Here is a 15,621-nt window from a genome sequence, read left to right as displayed (position 1 = left end):
CTCCCTGCTGGTGGTCGAGCGAGCCACGCGAGCGAGGAACGAGGCCGCGACCGGCGTGTTGAGACCTCTGAACCTCGCTCAGACGTGGGTCGGAGGAAGATCCTCGACGAACTGGGTGCGGTAGAGGTCGGCGTACAGCCCGCCCTCGGCGAGCAGCGAGGCATGGGTGCCGCGCTGGACGATCCTCCCTGCCTCGACGACCAGGATCTGGTCGGCGTTGCGCACCGTCGAGAGCCGGTGCGCTATGACCAGCGAGGTCCGGCCCTCGAGAGCGGCGTCGAGCGCGCGTTGTACGGCGACCTCGGACTCGCTGTCCAGGTGCGCCGTCGCCTCGTCCAGTACGACGATCGCGGGGGCCTTCAGCAGCAGCCGGGCGATCGCGAGCCGCTGCCGCTCCCCTCCGGACAGCCGGTAGCCACGGTCCCCGACGACCGTGTCGAGGCCGTCGGGCAGCGCCCGCACCAAAGCCGCGATCTGGGCCGCCTCCAGGGCCGCCCAGACTTCCGGGTCGCTGGCACCGGGGCGCGCGTAGAGCAGGTTGGTCCGGATCGTGTCGTGGAACATGTGGGCGTCCTGGGTGACGTAGCCGACGACGTCCTCCAGAGACTGCAGGGTGACGTCGCGGACGTCGTGGCCGCCGACGCGGACCACGCCGGTGTTGGCGTCGTACAACCGCGCCACGAGGTGGGTGATCGTCGTCTTGCCGGCGCCCGACGGGCCGACCAGCGCGACCATCTGCCCGGGCTCGGCGACGAACCCGATGTCGTTCAGCACCGGTCCTCCCTCGCGCGACTCCTTCCGAGCGACGGTCTCCAGGGAGGCCAGCGAGATGTCGTCGGCACGCGGGTAGCCGAATCCGACGTGGTCGAACTCCAGGCGCGCGGCCGACCGCGGCAGCGTCACGGCGTCCGGCTTCTCCTCGATCAGGGACGGCAGGTCGAGCACCTCGAAGACCCGCTCGAAGCTGACCAACGCGGTCATCACGTCGATCCGGACGTTGGAGAGGCTCTGCAGCGGCCCAAGGAGGCGTAGCAGCAGGGTCGCGAGCGCGATCAGGGTGCCGACGGTGAGCGCGTCGTCGACCGCCAGGTGACCACCGACGCCGTACACGAGGGCAGTCGCGAGCGCCGGCACGGCCATCATCGACGCCGCGAAGATGCGGGTGAGCAGCGAGATCCGGATGCCGAGGTCGCGCACGGTGGCGGCCTTGCGGGCGAACAGCTCGTCCTCCTCGCCGCGGCGGCCGAAGAGCTTGAGCAGCATCGCGCCGCCCACGTTGAACCGCTCGGTCATGGCGTTGCCCATGTCGGCGTTGCCGTCCATCTGCTGCCGGGTGAGGCCGGCGAGACGACCGCTGACCCAGCGGGACACCAGCAGCATCAGCGGGAAGATCGCCAGGCAGAGCAGCGTGACCTGCCAGCTCAGCGCGAGCATGGCCACGCCCACCACGACCACCGAGATCGTGCTGGCCACCGTGCTCGACAGGGTCGAGGTGAAGGCGCGCTGGGCGCCGATCACGTCGTTGTTGAGGCGCGAGACCAACGCACCGGTCTGGGTCCGGGTGAAGAACGCGAGCGACTGACGCTGCACGTGACCGAAGACTCGGGTGCGCAGGTCGTAGATCAGGCCCTCTCCGATCCGGGACGAGAGCCAGCCCTCGAAGACCGACAGCACGGCGCCGACCAGTGCCACGCCCGCCATCGCGAGCGCCAGGATCGTCACCAGCTGGGCGTCGCCGCCGACGATGCCGTCGTCGATGATGTGCTTCGCCAACAGCGGCGAGACGACGACCAGGCAGCTGTCGATGACGGTCAGCAGCAGGAAGACGGTGATCAGTCGCCGGTGCGGACGCGCGAACCCGAAGACTCGGCGTACGGTGCCGCCCTCGATCCGATTGTGGACGATGCTCCGGTCCGATCGCAGGTGCCGCCAGGCGGCACCCGAGCCCTGCATCCCCGACATGGTCTCTCCCTAGTGGCCCATCAGCGCGACCAGCTCCCGGAAGCGGCGGGTCTGTGCCTCGCGCTCCAGCCGACGCTGGTCCTCGAGGCTTCGATCCGCTGCACTCAGCAGCAACGCCTTGGTCTCACGCACCGCGCCGGCCATCGGTGCGGTCAGGGCCGCCACCAGGTCGGCCACGGTCGCCTCCAGCTCGGCTGCGGGTACGGCGGCGAGCGCGAGCCCGATGTCCACCGACTCCTCCGCGCCGATCATCCGCGCCGTGGCACAGATCTCCAACGCCCTGGCATAGCCAACGCTCTCGACCAACGGCTTTGTTCCGGTCAGGTCGGGCACCAGGCCCAGCGCCGACTCCTTCATACAGAACTGCACGTCGTCCGCGACGACCCGCAGGTCGCACGAGAGCGCAAGCTGGAAGCCGGCGCCGATGGCGTAGCCGTGCACCTGGGCGATGGAGACGAAGCGCGGGTCGCGCAGGAAGGTGAAGCCGCGCTGGTACCCGTCGATCGCGGCCGAGACCTCCTCGTCGGACTTGCCCATCAGCGCGACGACCGAGCCCTCGCCAGCGGTGCTGGGGTCGAGCATGCTGCGGTCGAGGCCGGCCGAGAAGGCAGCGCCCGCGCCCTTCAGGACGACCACGCGTACGTCGTCGGACAGCTCGTCACCGATGGCCGCGAGGGCGTGCCACATGGCGGGGGTCTGGGCGTTGCGTACCTCGGGCCGGTGCAGGGTGATCGTCGCGACCGGGCCCGTCACGTCGTACTGCAGGCCGGCGTCCTCGAGCGTCTTCGGGTCCATGCCCCAGACCTTAGGTCAGGCCAGGGACACCAGGTCGGCGTAGTCCTCGTTCCAGAGGTCCTCATCACCATCGGGAAGCAGCAGCACCCGGTCCGGCTCGAGCGCGCGGACGGCGCCCTCGTCGTGCGTCACCAGGATGATCGCGCCCTCATAGGTGCGGATCGCGGCCAGCACCTCTTCGCGGGAGGCGGGGTCGAGGTTGTTGGTGGGCTCGTCGAGCAGCAGCACGTTGGCACTGGAGACGACCAGCGACGCGAGCGCGAGACGGGTCTTCTCGCCACCGGAGAGCACCTTGGCGGGCTTGTGCGCGTCCTCGCCGGAGAAGAGGAACGAGCCGAGCACGGAGCGCGCCTCGGTGTCGGTCAGCTGCGGGGCCGCGCTCTGCATGTTCTCGAGCACGGTGCGGTCGACGTCGAGCGTCTCGTGCTCTTGGGCGTAGTAGCCGATCTTCAGCCCGTGGCCGGGTACGACGGCGCCGGTGTCGGGCTGGTCGACGCCGGCCAGGATCCGCAGCATCGTCGTCTTGCCCGCGCCGTTGAGGCCGAGGATGACGACCCGAGAGCCCTTGTCGATCGCCAGGTCGACGTCGATGAAGACCTCGAGCGAGCCGTAGGACTTGGACAGCTCGGCCGCGGTGAGCGGAGTCTTCCCGCAGGGTGCGGGGGCGGGGAACTTGATCCGCGCGACCTTGTCGGCGGCGCGCTCCCCCTCGAGGCCGGCCATCATCTTCTCGGCGCGCTTGAGCATCGACTGCGCTGCGGTGGCCTTGCTGGCCTTGGCGCGCATCTTGTTGGCCTGGTCGGTGAGCGTCTTGGCCTTCGTCTCGGCGTTGGCCCGCTCGCGCTTGCGACGCTTCTCGTCGGTCTCGCGCTGCGTCAGGTAGGCCTTCCAGCCCATGTTGTAGACGTCGATCTCGCCGCGGTTGGCATCGAGGTGCAGGACCTTGTTGACGGTCTGCTCCAGGAGCGCGTTGTCGTGGCTGATCACGATCAGCCCGCCCTTGTGCGCCTTCAGGAAGTCGCGCAGCCACACGATGGAGTCGGCGTCGAGGTGGTTGGTCGGCTCGTCGAGGAGCAGCGTCTCGGCGCCGGAGAAGAGGATCCGGGCCAGCTCGACGCGACGCCGCTGCCCACCGGAGAGGGTCTTGAGCTGCTGAGCGAGGATCCGCTCCTCGATCCCGAGGCTGCTCGCGATCGTGGCCGCCTCGGACTCGGCGGCGTACCCACCACCGGCGTGCAGCTCGGCGTCGGCACGCTCGTAGCGCCGCATCGCCTTCTCGCGTACGGCGGGATCGTCGCTGCCCATGTCGGCCTCGGACTGCCGCAGCCGGCGTACGACGTCGTCGAGGCCGCGTGCGGAGAGGATCCGGTCGCGGGCCAGGACCTCGGGGTCGCCGATGCGCGGATCCTGCGGGAGGTAGCCCACGTCGCCGGTGGCCTGCACCGATCCGGCAGCGGGGAGTGCCTCGCCGGCGAGGATCTTGGTGAGCGTCGTCTTGCCGGCGCCGTTGCGGCCGACCAGACCGACCTTGTCGCCGGCGGCGACGCGGAAGCTGACGTCCTCCATGAGCAGTCGTGCTCCGGCGCGGACTTCGAGCTTGTGGGCGGTGATCATGAGGACTCAAGCGTAGATGTGGGTACGGTCCAACCGGGCATCGGCGCTGGTGTCCCCCGTCACGTAGCACGCACGTCAGGAGCGGCAATGCGGTTCAACCCGAAGGCACGGCTGAACACCCGCCGGATGGGCGATGCGGGCCGCTCTGGAGCGAGCCGCAGCGCCGGGGGCGGGATCCCCATCCCCGGCGGTCTCGCGGGTGGTGGCATCGGCGGCGTGATCGTCATCGTGATCATCGTGGCGATCAGCATGCTCGCCGGCGGCGGCCTGCCCGGGGGCTCCTCCGGCGACTACGACACCAGCCGGATGTCCGACACCGGGCGCTACGAGGGCTGCAAGACCGGCGAGGACGCGAACAAGAGCGCCGACTGTGCCCGGGTCGCGGTCGAGAACTCGCTCTACGACTACTGGTCCGACGCGCTGCCCGACCAGTCCGGCACGGCGTTCGAGGCCGAGCAGAAGGTGGAGACGTTCACGGACGGCATCGGCACCGGCTGCGGCTCGGCGACGGCCGCCGTCGGCCCGTTCTACTGCCCCACGGACCGCACCATCTACCTCGACACGACGTTCTTCGACGACGTCCTCGAGAAGCAGCTCGGCGGCCCGGACGGTGGCTTCGTGGAGCCCTACGTGCTCGCCCACGAGTACGGGCACCACATCCAGAACCTGCTGGGCACCATGGGCCGGGTGAAGACCCAGCAGGGTCCGAAGAGCGACGCCGTACGCCTCGAGCTGCAGGCCGACTGCTACGCCGGCATGTGGGCGAAGGCGGCGACCAGCACGCAAGATGAGGACGGCAACGTGCTGATCACCGAGCTCACCGACGACGACATCCAGCAGGCGATCGACGCCGCGACGGCGGTCGGTGACGACCGGATCCAGGAGTCCGCCGGCGGCGACGTCGACCCGGAGTCCTGGACCCACGGGTCGGCGAAGTCGCGGGTGAAGTGGTTCCAGACCGGCTTCACCGAGGGCACGCTCGAGGCGTGTGACACGTTCGCTGCGGGGGCGCTCTGACTGTCGGTTCGGCGGTCAGCACGAGACGAGGAGACCGAGCGTCGTCACGTCGGCCCCTCCACCAGAGCCTCGATGTGCGGGAACTGCCGCTGCAGCGCCCGCAGGTGCGGCGCGACGGCGGGGTGCCGGAACTTCCCGGCCAGCGCACCTTCGCCGCGAGCGGCGCGGGCCAGCGCCCACTCGGCGCGGTTGAGCACCGTGTAGACGGCGGTCACCCGCGCACCGAGCGTCACCTCGTCGCGGGTGGCCAGGCCGTCGGGCATCCCCAGCAGGTAGGCGTCGAGGAGCGGTTCGAGCTCCTCGCGGGCGCTCAGGGCGAAGTAGCCGACATCGGCACCGACCGGGCCGGTGCCGAGGGTTCCCCAGTCGATGGCCACCACGTCGTCGCCGGAACGGCCGAGCAGGTTGGCGGGTACGGCGTCGCCGTGCTGCGGCACCTGGACCAGCGCGTCGACGGCAGCGAGCAGCTCGACCCGGCGGCTCCAGAGGTGGTCGGCGACGTCGGCGACAGTGGTGCGTGCGAGGGTCTGCCAGCCGCCGGACCGTTCGACGCGTGCCAGCCGGTCGCGGAGCTGGTTGCGGGCCAGCCACGGTGCGGCCTCGAGGTGGGCGCCGGCGAACTCCCCCATCGCCCGGGCGGAGAAGAGGCCACTGTTGGACGAGTCCTCCACCCACTCCTGGGTGATCGTGATGCCTTCCTCGTCCTCGTCGACGGCACCCAGGCCGGCCGAGCGCAGGCCGGGTGTGTCGACGACGGTCGCCGCTGTCACCACGTCGGCGGCGCGGCGCCAGTAGGCGAAGTGACGCGGATCGGTGAGCTCCGACGGGTCGGCGTCACCGGGTCGCGACAGCCGCTTCACGACCACTGGCTGGTCGCCGAGGACCGTCCTCCAGACACCAACCGTCGAGGCACCGCTACCGCCGGGCAGCGAGTGCCACCCGGGTTCGGGCTGCCACATGCTCGGCAGGCTAGTGCACGTCGCGCCGGGTGAAGGCGACTTGGCCCGCGACACTCAGGACAGCGGCCAGCGAGGCCAGGACCAGGAACGGCGCCCACCGGAAGTCCTCCGCCGGCACGAACGCGAGGTGCTCGAACGGTGAGAGGTCCTGGAACCACTGGGGCAACCGCAGCACCTCGCCGAAGAGCAGCACGACCGCAGCGAGCAGCAGAGCGAGCCACGACAGGGACGACAGCCGTGGCGCCACGCCGTACAGGAGGCGCGCGATGCCGCTGAGCGCGAGCACCGCCGGCAGGTAGGACAGCACGCCGAGGGTGTACTCACCGACGGCCCCGCCGTCGCCGGTGACGAGCGCGAAGCTCACCCCGAGGCCCGACCCGGAGGCCCCCAGCACCGCGGCGGTCCCGAGCACGGTCACGAGCACGTGGCCGGCGAGCCAGGTCCTCCGCGGCAGGGCGGTGGCCAGCAGCGTCTCCAGCCGTCCGCCGTCCTCCTCACCGTGCGGACGGAGTGCGGACGAGACGGCGAAGCCACAGGCCAGGAGGGCGAGCATCGCCAAGAGCGTGGCGTAGAACGAGTCAACGATGTCACCCTGCCCCTGCAGCATCATCTGCTTGCTGAGCTCGGAGTCGCCGACCAGGTCACTGACGTCGTCGCCCATCACTCCGAACGACAGCCCGGACACCGCGAGGCCGGCGAACCATCCCAGGAAGGCCGGACGCTGGAGCCGCCACGCCAGCCCCCAACCGCCGCGCAGGTCCCACCCCGCGTGGGTCGGCCCCGGGCGGGTCGCCATCACACCGCTCCCGTAGTCGCGCCGGTCGAAGACGGCGTACGCCGCGGCCGTGGCGATCGCGCCGCCGACAGGGAGCAGCAGCGCGGGCCACCAGCGAAGACCCGAGAACGCGTGCATGGCCTGGTACCAGCCGATCGGCGACAACCAGCTCAGCGCCGGCACGCTGACGTCACCGATGGCGCGGAGCACGTACGCCGCGCCGATCACGACTCCGGCGATGCCGTACGCCGCGCGCGTGCTGGCCGTCAGCTGGGCGGCCAGCAGGGCGGTGCCGGTGAAGAACCAGCCGCAGAGCGCCAGGCCGATCCCGAGGCCCAGCGAGTCGGCCACGGCCAGGCCGTAGGCGATCAGGCCCGCCGAGACCAGCGCCCCCGTGACCACGCTCGCCAGCATCGCGTCGAGGACTGCGGCCGTCATGGCGGCGTAGCGGCCGACGGGAGCCGACCGCAGCAGCTCGTCGCGGCCGGTCTCCTCCTCGGCGCGCGTGTGCCTACCGATGATGAACATCGTCATCAGGCCGATCACCACGGCGCCGAACGCGGTCGACTGCCAGGTGACCTGGCCACCGGTCGTGTTGAGTGCCCGGGCCGGGCCGGCCATCGCGATCAGGGCGGCGTTGCTCTCCATCCCGGCCGCGGCGCGGTCGAACTCTGCCTGCGTCGTGTAGAGGCCGTCGACGCTCCACGCCTGGCTGACGTAGAGCAGCGCGCTCCCGAGGCCGAACCACAGGTAGAGCCACCGGTCGCGGCGCACGAAGAGCCACAGGAAGGTGCGCGTCCCGGTCACCGCTCGCCCTCGGCTCCCTGCAGCCGGTCACCGTAGTGACGCAGGAACAGGTCCTCCAGTGTCGGCGGCTGACTGGTCAGCGACTGGACCCCGGCCGCTTGCAACGCGTCCAGGACGGCGTCGAGTGCGGTGGTGTCGACCTCGAGGTGCACCCGGCGGTTGTCGATCGCCACGTCGTGGACCCCGGGGAGCCTCGACAGGCCCTCCGGGGTCGAGGCGAGGTCTGCGGTGATGGACGTCCGAGTCAGGTGGCGCAGCTCGGCGAGCGTGCCCGATTCGACGCACCTGCCCGTCCGGATGATGCTCACGCGGTCGCACAGGCGCTCGACCTCGGCCAGGATGTGGCTCGAGAGCAGCACGGAGTGTCCCTCGGCCCGGAACTCGTCCACGCACTCCCGGAAGACGGACTCCATCAAGGGGTCCAGGCCGGAGGTGGGCTCGTCGAGCACGAGCAGCTCGACGTCCGAGGCGAGCGCGGCGACGAGCGCGACCTTCTGCCGGTTGCCCTTGGAGTAGCTGCGGCCCTTCTTGGAGGGATCGAGGTCGAAGCGCTCCAACAGCTCCCTGCGCCTGCGCTCGTCCAATCCGCCGCGGAGCCGGCCCAGCAGGTCGATCACCTCACCGCCGGTGAGGTTGGGCCACAGGTTCACGTCGCCTGGCACGTAGGCGAGCCGGCGGTGCAGCTCGGCGGCCTCGCGCCACGGGTCACCGCCCAGGAGGCGGGCCTCACCGCCATCCTTGCGCAACAGCCCGAGCAGCACCCGGATCGTCGTGGACTTGCCGGCACCGTTGGGCCCGAGGAAGCCGTGCACCTCCCCCGCCCTGACGTTCAGGTCCAGCCCGTCGAGCGCCGTGACGGTTCCGAACCTCTTCACCAGTGCGTTGATCTCGATGACGTCGTCGGTCACGGCATCGACGCTACAGCGGTCTCCGGTGCGGTCCGGGTGCTCGAACAGGTCGGCTGGACCCGTCGCGAACGCGAACGCGGCACCCGCCGCGACGTCTACGTCGTCGACGACGACGCTTGGCGGCGGGCCCTGCTCGCGGGCGACCACACGTACGCCGCGATCGAAGCTGCGTTCACGGCTGCCGCAGCGGCCGCTCCCCCGGGCGCCCGGGACCGCTTGGCCGTCTCGGTCGCGTTCCTGGAGTTCGTGCGGGAGGAACTGGCGGCGATGGCCCAGCGGTGGGACGACCGTAAGCGCGACCTCGGCCTCTAGGGTGAGTCTCTGGAGCCCACCGCCTCCACTCAGGCGAGACCGTCGAACGGACGGACCTCGACCTTGCCACGGCACGCCTTGGACCCTGCGGCGGCGAGCCGGAGCGCCACGTCGAGATCGGGCGCCTCGATCACCCAGAAGCCGGCGATGAGCTCCTTGGTCTCGAGGTAGGGGCCGTCGGTCATCAGCGGCGTCTCACCCTGGCCGTCGACGACGGTGGCGGTCGATGCCGACTGAAGCCCCCCGGCGAACACCCAGTAGCCGTCCGCGCGGAGCTGGTCGTTGAAGGCGCCGGTCGCGGCGAATGCCGCTTCCATCTCCTCCTTGGAGCCGTAGTTGCCGAACTCGTCCATCTCGGCCGGGGCGTGCACAGCCAGCAAGTAGTGCGTCATCCCACTTCTCCTCGTATCCGGGACGGTCCCGATGACCGGCCTCCTACCTCACCACGAACGGCGACCCATCGATACGACACCGTTCGGGCCGATCTCGGGTGCGCTTCGCCCCGAAGGGGTACGGGGCCTGGGTGAACACCGACGTGACCGACCACTTCGTGCACGTCCGCGGGGCCAGCGAGCACAACCTGCGCAACGTCGATGTCGACATCCCCCGCGATGCCATGGTCGCGTTGACCGGGGTGTCCGGCTCGGGGAAGTCGTCCCTCGCCTTCGGCACGCTGTACGCCGAAGCGCAGCGGCGCTACTTCGAGTCGGTCGCGCCGTACGCTCGCCGGCTGCTGCAGCAGGTCGGTGCGCCGCACGTCCAGGAGATCACCGGTCTGCCGCCGGCAGTGGCACTCCAGCAAGGTCGCGGGGCGGCCACGTCACGCTCGTCGGTCGGCACCATGACCACCCTGATCCCCTCGGCCGGACTGCATACTCGGTCCATGGACCCCGCCGCTGTGCCGTCCGATGCCTTCGAGGCGATGGTCGTCGACGCGCTCGACTCGCTGCCCGACTGGGTGATCTCCGTCGTCAACGAGATCGCTGTCCTCGTCGAGGACGAGCAGGCCGAGGCCGAGCGTCGTCCCGGAGTCCTGCTGCTGGGGCTCTATCGCGGCGTCCCGCGCACCTCGCACTACGGCCGCGCCCCGGGCACCCTCCCGGACACGATCACCCTCTACCGGATCCCGATCGTCGAGGTCTGCGAGCGGATCGAGGACGTACCGGGCCGGGTGCGGACCGTGCTGGTGCATGAAGTCGGCCATGCGATGGGCATGTCCGAGACCGAGCTGCGCGAGCTCGGCTGGGCCTGAACACCCAGCACACGCATTAGGCGTTCAGCACCTCGACCTGGACGGCACACGCGTCCCGGACCGCCTGCTCGAGGACACCGCGGCGGGGGTCGGGTACGGCGAGCCACGGCCCGACGACCGTCAACCTCCGCAGCCGCGGATCGAGGAGCACCTCGTCGACCGCGGTCCGGTCGCCGCCGGTGACGATCGGCCCGGTCAGTCCGTCGAGGATCCGCGCGGCGTGCTCGGCCGCGGCCTCGTAGGCCTGCCGCGCCTGGTTGTCACGGCGCCGGGCGAACCGCTGCTGGCTCTGACCGCCCGCCTTCGTCCGCCCCTGCACGTGCCGCTGGCCGACCTTGCTGTCGGTGATCGCCGTCCCGGCCAGCCGGGCGATCGCGAACCCGCCCTTGCGCACCAGCAGCACCCCCCAGGCATCGGGCACCTGCAGCGAGTCGACGAACGCGGCGGCCTCCGGCCCCCCGGCGTACGACGCCGCGAAGGGCGGGTGTGCCCGGAAGGTCGAGCCGTCGGCGGCGTGGCCCGACAGGGCGCCCTCCTCGGCCCGGAGCGTGGCACCGCCATGCCGCTCCTCGAAGTTCGCCACCCAGCGGACGAACCGCTCCGGGGGCACCGTCACCTGGGCCACGCCCGCAGCGTACGGGGGTCTCGACCCCCTGGGAGGTCATACGGTGCGAGCAACCGCTTGCTCTGTCCGCATGACGTTCCCGGCCCATTGGGCTCGCAAGCTCGCCCGCGGGGCTCCCTCAACCTCCTCGGGGTGCTGCGGCTCACTTCGTTCGCCGCAGCACCCCGGACCTCAGACGTTGAAGCCGAGGGCCCGCAGCTGCTCGCGGCCGTCGGGGGTGATCTTGTCCGGGCCCCACGGCGGCATCCAGACCCAGTTGATCAGGACGTCGTTGACGAGGCCCTCGAGGGCGCCGTTCGTCTGGTCCTGGATCACGTCGGTCAGCGGGCAGGCCGCGGAGGTCAGCGTCATGTCGATGACGGCGTTCGAGTCCTCGTCGAGGTGCACGCCGTAGACGAGGCCGAGGTCGACCACGTTGATGCCGAGCTCGGGGTCGACGACGTCCTTCATCGCCTCAGTGACGTCGTCGATGGACACGGTCGACGTGCCGACACCGCCGCTCGCCTCCGGGACGTCGGGGAGATCACTGTGGGCGATGGGCTGGGTGTCAGGCATGGGAGTCCTCCTGGGCTCGGACGAGGGCGTCCTGGAAGGCCATCCAGGACAGGAGTGCGCACTTGATGCGCGCGGTCAGCTTGGCGGCACCGGCGAAGGCGATCGCGTCCTCGAGGACGTCCTCGTCGGGCTCCACCTGACCCTTGCCGCGCATCATCTCGAGGAACGCGTCGTGGATCGGCTTCGTCTCGGCGACGGTCTTGCCGATCAGCAGGTCGCTCATCACCGACGCCGAAGCCGTCGAGATCGAACACCCCTGGTTGTCGTACGAGATGTCGCGCACGACGTCGCCGTCGAGGTACAGCCGGAGAGTGACCTCATCGCCGCACGTCGGGTTGACGTGGTGCACCTCGACCTCGAAGGGCTCGCGCAGGCCGGCGTTCAGCCGACGCTTCGCGTGGTCGAGGATGATGTCCTGGTAGAGGCTGTCGAGTTCAGTGCTCATCTGTCAGCCCAACTTGAAGTACGAGCGGGTGTATTCCAGGCCCTCGACGAGCGCGTCGATCTCGGCCGGTGTCGTGTAGAGGTAGGACGACATCCGGGTCGAGCTCTGCACGCCGAACCGCGCGTGTGCGGGCTTCGCGCAATGGTGGCCGGCGCGCACGGCGATGCCGCGCGAGTCGAGCACCTGGGCGATGTCGTGCGGGTGCACGCCGTCGAGCTCGAAGGAGATCGCTCCCCCGCGCTCGACCGCGTCGAGCGGACCGAGCACCTTCAGGCCGGGCACGGTGGCCAGGCCCTCGAGCGCATACGCCGTGATCGTCTGCTCGTGGCGGTGGATCGCGTCCATCCCGATGTGGGAGAGGTACTCGACCGCGGCACCGAGCCCGACGGCCTCGACGATCGGCGGGGTGCCGGCCTCGAACTTGTGCGGGATCCCGGCGTACGTCGAGCGCTCCATCCGGACCGTCTCGATCATCTCGCCGCCACCGAGGAACGGCGGCAGCTGCTCGAGCAGCTCACGCTTGCCCCAGAGCACGCCGATGCCGGTCGGGCCGACAACCTTGTGGCCGGTGAAGACCACGATGTCGGCACCGGACGCGACCACGTCGACGGGCAGCTGCGGGGCGGCCTGCGACGCGTCGAGCACGACGATCGCGCCGACCTCGTGAGCACGGCGGGCGATCTCAGCGACCGGGTTGATCGTGCCGAGCATGTTGGAGACCCAGGTCAGCGTGACGACCTTGGTGCGCTCCGTGATCAGCTCCTCGATGTTCGACAGGTCGAGGTAGCCGTCGTCGGTGATGCCGAACCACTTCAGCGTCGCGCCGGTCCGCTCGGTGAGCAGCTGCCACGGCACGATGTTGGAGTGGTGCTCCATCTCGGTGGTCACAACCACGTCGCCCTCGCCGACCTGCAGCGGGCCGCGAGCCCAGGCGAGGGTGTTGGCGACCAGGTTGAGCGCCTCGGAGGCGTTCTTGGTGAAGATCACCTCGTCGCGGCTCGGCGCGTTGATGAAGGCGGCGACCCGGTCGCGGCCGTCCTCGAACGCCTCGGTGGCCTCGGCGCCCAGCGTGTGCATGGCGCGCGCGACGTTGGCGTTGTGCCGCTCCAGGTGGTCGACCATCGTGTCGATGACAACCTGCGGCTTCTGCGAGGTGTTGGCACTGTCGAGGTAGACCAGCGGCAGGCCGCCCGCGACCGTTCGGCCCAGGATCGGGAAGTCGCCGCGGATCACCTCCAGCTCAGGGAGGAGACCGGCCAGCTGGGTCGTGGTCATGTCAGACCGCCGCCGCGCCGAGGTACTTCTCGTACCCCGAGGCCTCGAGCTCCTCGGCGAGCTCCGGGCCGCCCTGGTCGGCGATCTTGCCGTCGACGAAGACGTGGACGTAGTCGGGCTCGATGTAGCGCAGGATCCGGGTGTAGTGCGTGATCAGCAGGACACCCTTGCCCTCCTGCGCGCGGAACCGGTTGACGCCCTCGGAGACGATCTTGAGCGCATCGATGTCGAGGCCGGAGTCGGTCTCGTCGAGGACCGCGACCTTCGGGTTCAGCAGCTCGAGCTGGGCGATCTCGTGGCGCTTCTTCTCACCACCGGAGAAGCCCTCGTTGACCGACCGGGTGCCGAAGGTCGGGTCGAGGTTGAGCTTCTCGAGCGCCGTGTTGACGTCCTTGACCCAGGTGCGCAGCTTGGGCGCCTCTCCGTCGAGGGCGGTCTTCGCCGTACGCAGGAAGTTGGACACCGAGACGCCGGGCACCTCGACGGGGTACTGCATCGCCAGGAACAGCCCGGCGCGCGCTCGCTCATCGACGGTCATCGCCAACACGTCGTCACCGTCGAGGGTGACGGTGCCACCCGTGATCGTGTACTTCGGGTGGCCCGCGATCGAGTAGGCCAGCGTCGACTTGCCCGACCCGTTGGGGCCCATGATCGCGTGGGTCTCGCCGTCCTTGATGGTCAGCGTGACGCCCTTGAGGATCTCCTTGGGCCCGTCCTCGGTGTCGACAGACACCTGCAGGTCCTTGATGATGAGCTCGCTCATGAGGGGGTGACTCCGTTCAGGGTGGTGGTGGTGTCGATGAAGATTGCGTCGTCGCGGACCTCGATCGGGAAGGTCGCGACGGGTTCGGTGGCAGGCAGCCCGGTGGGCTTGCCGGTGCGGAGGTCGAAGCGCGAGCCGTGCAGCCAGCACTCGACCGTGCAGTCCGCGACCTCGCCCTCGCTCAAGGCGACGGCGGCGTGCGAGCAGAGGTCCTGGATCGCGAAGAACTCGTCCTCGTGACGCGCGACCGCGACGTCGTAGGCACCGATCGTGACGCCGAGCGCCTCGTCGGTGGGTACGTCTGCGACCGCGCAGGCCCGTTCGAAGGTCACTCGAAGTCCTTCAACACGTTCTTGGCGAGCTCTGCCTCGACCGTCTCGAGCAGCTGCTCCTCGATCGACGGGATGCCGACCTTGCGGATCAGGTCGTTGAAGAAGCCGTGCACGACCAGGCGCCGCGACTCCTTCTCCGAGACGCCGCGCGAGCGCAGGTAGAAGAGCTGCTCGTCGTCGAAGCGCGCGGTCGCGGACGCGTGCCCCGCGCCCTCGATCTCGCCGGTCTCGATCTCGAGGTTCGGCACCGAGTCGGCCTGGCAGCCGTCGGAGAGGACCAGGTTGCGGTTCTCCTCGTAGGTCTCGATGCCCTCGGCGACCTTGCGGATCAGGACGTTGCCGATCCAGACCGTGTGCGCGCCCTGGCCCTGCAGTGCGCCCTTGTAGAGCACGTGGCTCTTGGTCTTGGGCGCGGTGTGGTCGGCGAAGAGGCGGTGCTCCAGGTGCTGGCCCGCGTCGGCGAAGTAGAGCCCGAGCAGCTCGGCCGAGCCGCCGGGTCCGGCGTACTCGACGTTGGCGTGCATGCGCACCAGGTCGCCGCCGAAGGAGATCGACGTGTGCTTGACGTCTGCGTCTCGGCCGACCTGGATGGCGTCGCGGCCCAGGTGCACCGCGTCGTCGTCCCAGTCCTGGAGGGACAGCACGTTGACGTTGGACGCGTCTCCCGCGAGCACCGTGGTGATCGCCGAGTAGCGCGCCGAGCCGGTGTGCAGGATCACGACGGTCGCCTGAGCGTGGCGGCCGACCCGGACGACCAGCTGGCCCCAGACCAGGTCGTCGACCGACCGACCGTGCAGGCGGAGCACGATCGGCTCGGCGATCTCGGCCTCGGCCGGGACGTCGAGCAGCATCGCGCCGCCGGCGTTGGCGACGGCCAGCGCGGACGGCCGGTCGTTGGGGGCGAGCTCACCGATCTCACGCGCCTCGTCGGCGGTGATCGCGGTGAGCGTCACGCCGTCGGGCAGCGTGGTGTCCCAGGTCAGGGTCGCGTCGGACGCCGCGCCGTCGAGGATGCCGCGCAGCCGCTTGAGCGGCGTGAAGCGCCAGATCTCCTCGCGCCCGGTGGGCACCGGGTGGTCGGCCAGGTCGTACGACGGGGGCGGGTTCAGGTGGCTGAACAGCGGCCCCTGCTCCAGGGCGGACTCCACGCTCTCGCGGGCGGTGTCGGTCACAGTCACTACGGATGTCTTCCTAGGTACTCGGATCTGTGCGGTGGTTCCGGGGC

17 protein-coding genes are annotated in these 15,621 nt (G+C 70.2%); 3 read left to right on the top strand and 14 right to left on the bottom strand.

Going from position 1 to position 15,621, the window contains the following annotated elements:
• Positions 1–78: 78 nt before the first annotated feature.
• The 3 genes from ABEA33_RS16100 to ABEA33_RS16090 are packed head-to-tail and all read right to left on the bottom strand — an operon-like array spanning position 79 to position 4,371.
• The gene (locus tag ABEA33_RS16100; protein WP_345527844.1) at positions 79–1,962 is read right to left on the bottom strand and encodes an ABC transporter ATP-binding protein; all 1,884 of its coding nucleotides are present in this window, start codon (positions 1,960–1,962) and stop codon (positions 79–81) included.
• Positions 1,963–1,971: 9 nt separating this feature from the next.
• Positions 1,972–2,757, bottom strand: a complete 786-nt coding sequence (locus ABEA33_RS16095) for an enoyl-CoA hydratase/isomerase family protein (RefSeq protein ID WP_345527843.1) — start codon at positions 2,755–2,757, stop codon at positions 1,972–1,974.
• A 15-nt stretch (positions 2,758–2,772) separates the two neighbouring features.
• Positions 2,773–4,371 carry an ABC-F family ATP-binding cassette domain-containing protein gene (locus ABEA33_RS16090; RefSeq protein ID WP_345527841.1) on the bottom strand — a complete coding sequence of 533 codons (1,599 nt, stop codon included), beginning with the start codon at positions 4,369–4,371 and terminating at the stop codon, positions 2,773–2,775.
• A gap of 87 nt (positions 4,372–4,458) precedes the next feature.
• Between ABEA33_RS16090 and ypfJ the strand changes: the two genes are divergently transcribed.
• On the top strand, positions 4,459–5,388 hold the full coding sequence (gene ypfJ / locus ABEA33_RS16085) for a KPN_02809 family neutral zinc metallopeptidase (protein ID WP_345527840.1): 930 nt from the start codon (positions 4,459–4,461) through the stop codon (positions 5,386–5,388).
• A 44-nt stretch (positions 5,389–5,432) separates the two neighbouring features.
• Here ypfJ and ABEA33_RS16080 read toward each other — a convergent pair whose 3' ends face one another.
• From ABEA33_RS16080 to ABEA33_RS16070, 3 genes are read right to left on the bottom strand one after another with little or no spacing between them, the layout of a single operon-like run.
• On the bottom strand, positions 5,433–6,347 hold the full coding sequence (locus ABEA33_RS16080; RefSeq protein WP_345527839.1) for a phosphotransferase: 915 nt from the start codon (positions 6,345–6,347) through the stop codon (positions 5,433–5,435).
• Between the two features lie 10 nt (positions 6,348–6,357).
• Positions 6,358–7,929 carry an ABC transporter permease gene (locus tag ABEA33_RS16075; RefSeq protein ID WP_345527837.1) on the bottom strand — a complete coding sequence of 524 codons (1,572 nt, stop codon included), beginning with the start codon at positions 7,927–7,929 and terminating at the stop codon, positions 6,358–6,360.
• A complete protein-coding gene (locus tag ABEA33_RS16070) occupies positions 7,926–8,837 on the bottom strand; it encodes an ABC transporter ATP-binding protein (protein ID WP_345527836.1) in 912 nt (303 codons plus the stop codon). The genes ABEA33_RS16075 and ABEA33_RS16070 overlap by 4 nt, the downstream gene beginning before the upstream one ends.
• Before the next feature lie 36 nt (positions 8,838–8,873).
• Between ABEA33_RS16070 and ABEA33_RS16065 the strand changes: the two genes are divergently transcribed.
• Complete coding sequence (locus ABEA33_RS16065; RefSeq protein ID WP_345527835.1) at positions 8,874–9,149, top strand: hypothetical protein; 276 nt, start codon at positions 8,874–8,876, stop codon at positions 9,147–9,149.
• 29 nt (positions 9,150–9,178) lie between these two features.
• On the opposite strand, the gene ABEA33_RS16060 is transcribed toward ABEA33_RS16065, so the two are convergent.
• A complete protein-coding gene (locus ABEA33_RS16060; RefSeq protein WP_345527834.1) occupies positions 9,179–9,541 on the bottom strand; it encodes a YciI family protein in 363 nt (120 codons plus the stop codon).
• A gap of 131 nt (positions 9,542–9,672) precedes the next feature.
• On the opposite strand from ABEA33_RS16060, the gene ABEA33_RS16055 reads away from it, so the two are divergent.
• Entirely contained in the window at positions 9,673–10,401 is a 729-nt protein-coding gene (locus ABEA33_RS16055; RefSeq protein ID WP_345527833.1) for a metallopeptidase family protein, read from the top strand.
• Positions 10,402–10,417: 16 nt separating this feature from the next.
• Here the strand turns inward: ABEA33_RS16055 and ABEA33_RS16050 are convergent, their stop codons facing one another.
• The 7 genes from ABEA33_RS16050 to sufD all read right to left on the bottom strand — a co-directional run bounded on the left by ABEA33_RS16050 (position 10,418) and on the right by sufD (position 15,574).
• The gene (locus tag ABEA33_RS16050; protein WP_345527832.1) at positions 10,418–11,026 is read right to left on the bottom strand and encodes an acVLRF1 family peptidyl-tRNA hydrolase; all 609 of its coding nucleotides are present in this window, start codon (positions 11,024–11,026) and stop codon (positions 10,418–10,420) included.
• Positions 11,027–11,197: 171 nt separating this feature from the next.
• Positions 11,198–11,581, bottom strand: coding sequence for a metal-sulfur cluster assembly factor (locus ABEA33_RS16045; protein WP_345527831.1), 384 nt, complete (start codon positions 11,579–11,581; stop codon positions 11,198–11,200).
• A complete protein-coding gene (sufU, locus tag ABEA33_RS16040; RefSeq protein WP_345527830.1) occupies positions 11,574–12,026 on the bottom strand; it encodes a Fe-S cluster assembly sulfur transfer protein SufU in 453 nt (150 codons plus the stop codon). Before sufU ends, ABEA33_RS16045 begins: the two co-directional genes overlap by 8 nt.
• Before the next feature lie 3 nt (positions 12,027–12,029).
• Positions 12,030–13,301: a cysteine desulfurase gene (locus ABEA33_RS16035; protein ID WP_345527829.1), complete on the bottom strand. Its 1,272-nt coding sequence runs from the start codon at positions 13,299–13,301 to the stop codon at positions 12,030–12,032.
• Between the two features lies 1 nt (position 13,302).
• Complete coding sequence (sufC, locus tag ABEA33_RS16030; protein ID WP_345527828.1) at positions 13,303–14,064, bottom strand: Fe-S cluster assembly ATPase SufC; 762 nt, start codon at positions 14,062–14,064, stop codon at positions 13,303–13,305.
• The gene (locus ABEA33_RS16025) at positions 14,061–14,396 is read right to left on the bottom strand and encodes a non-heme iron oxygenase ferredoxin subunit (RefSeq protein ID WP_345527827.1); all 336 of its coding nucleotides are present in this window, start codon (positions 14,394–14,396) and stop codon (positions 14,061–14,063) included. Before ABEA33_RS16025 ends, sufC begins: the two co-directional genes overlap by 4 nt.
• The gene (gene sufD / locus ABEA33_RS16020; protein ID WP_345527826.1) at positions 14,393–15,574 is read right to left on the bottom strand and encodes a Fe-S cluster assembly protein SufD; all 1,182 of its coding nucleotides are present in this window, start codon (positions 15,572–15,574) and stop codon (positions 14,393–14,395) included. Before sufD ends, ABEA33_RS16025 begins: the two co-directional genes overlap by 4 nt.
• Positions 15,575–15,621 lie beyond the last annotated feature (47 nt).

The sequence above is a fragment of the Nocardioides endophyticus genome, assembly GCF_039543845.1.
GTDB lineage: Bacteria > Actinomycetota > Actinomycetes > Propionibacteriales > Nocardioidaceae > Nocardioides > Nocardioides endophyticus.
This window is presented reverse-complemented; position numbering and strand designations above follow the sequence as displayed.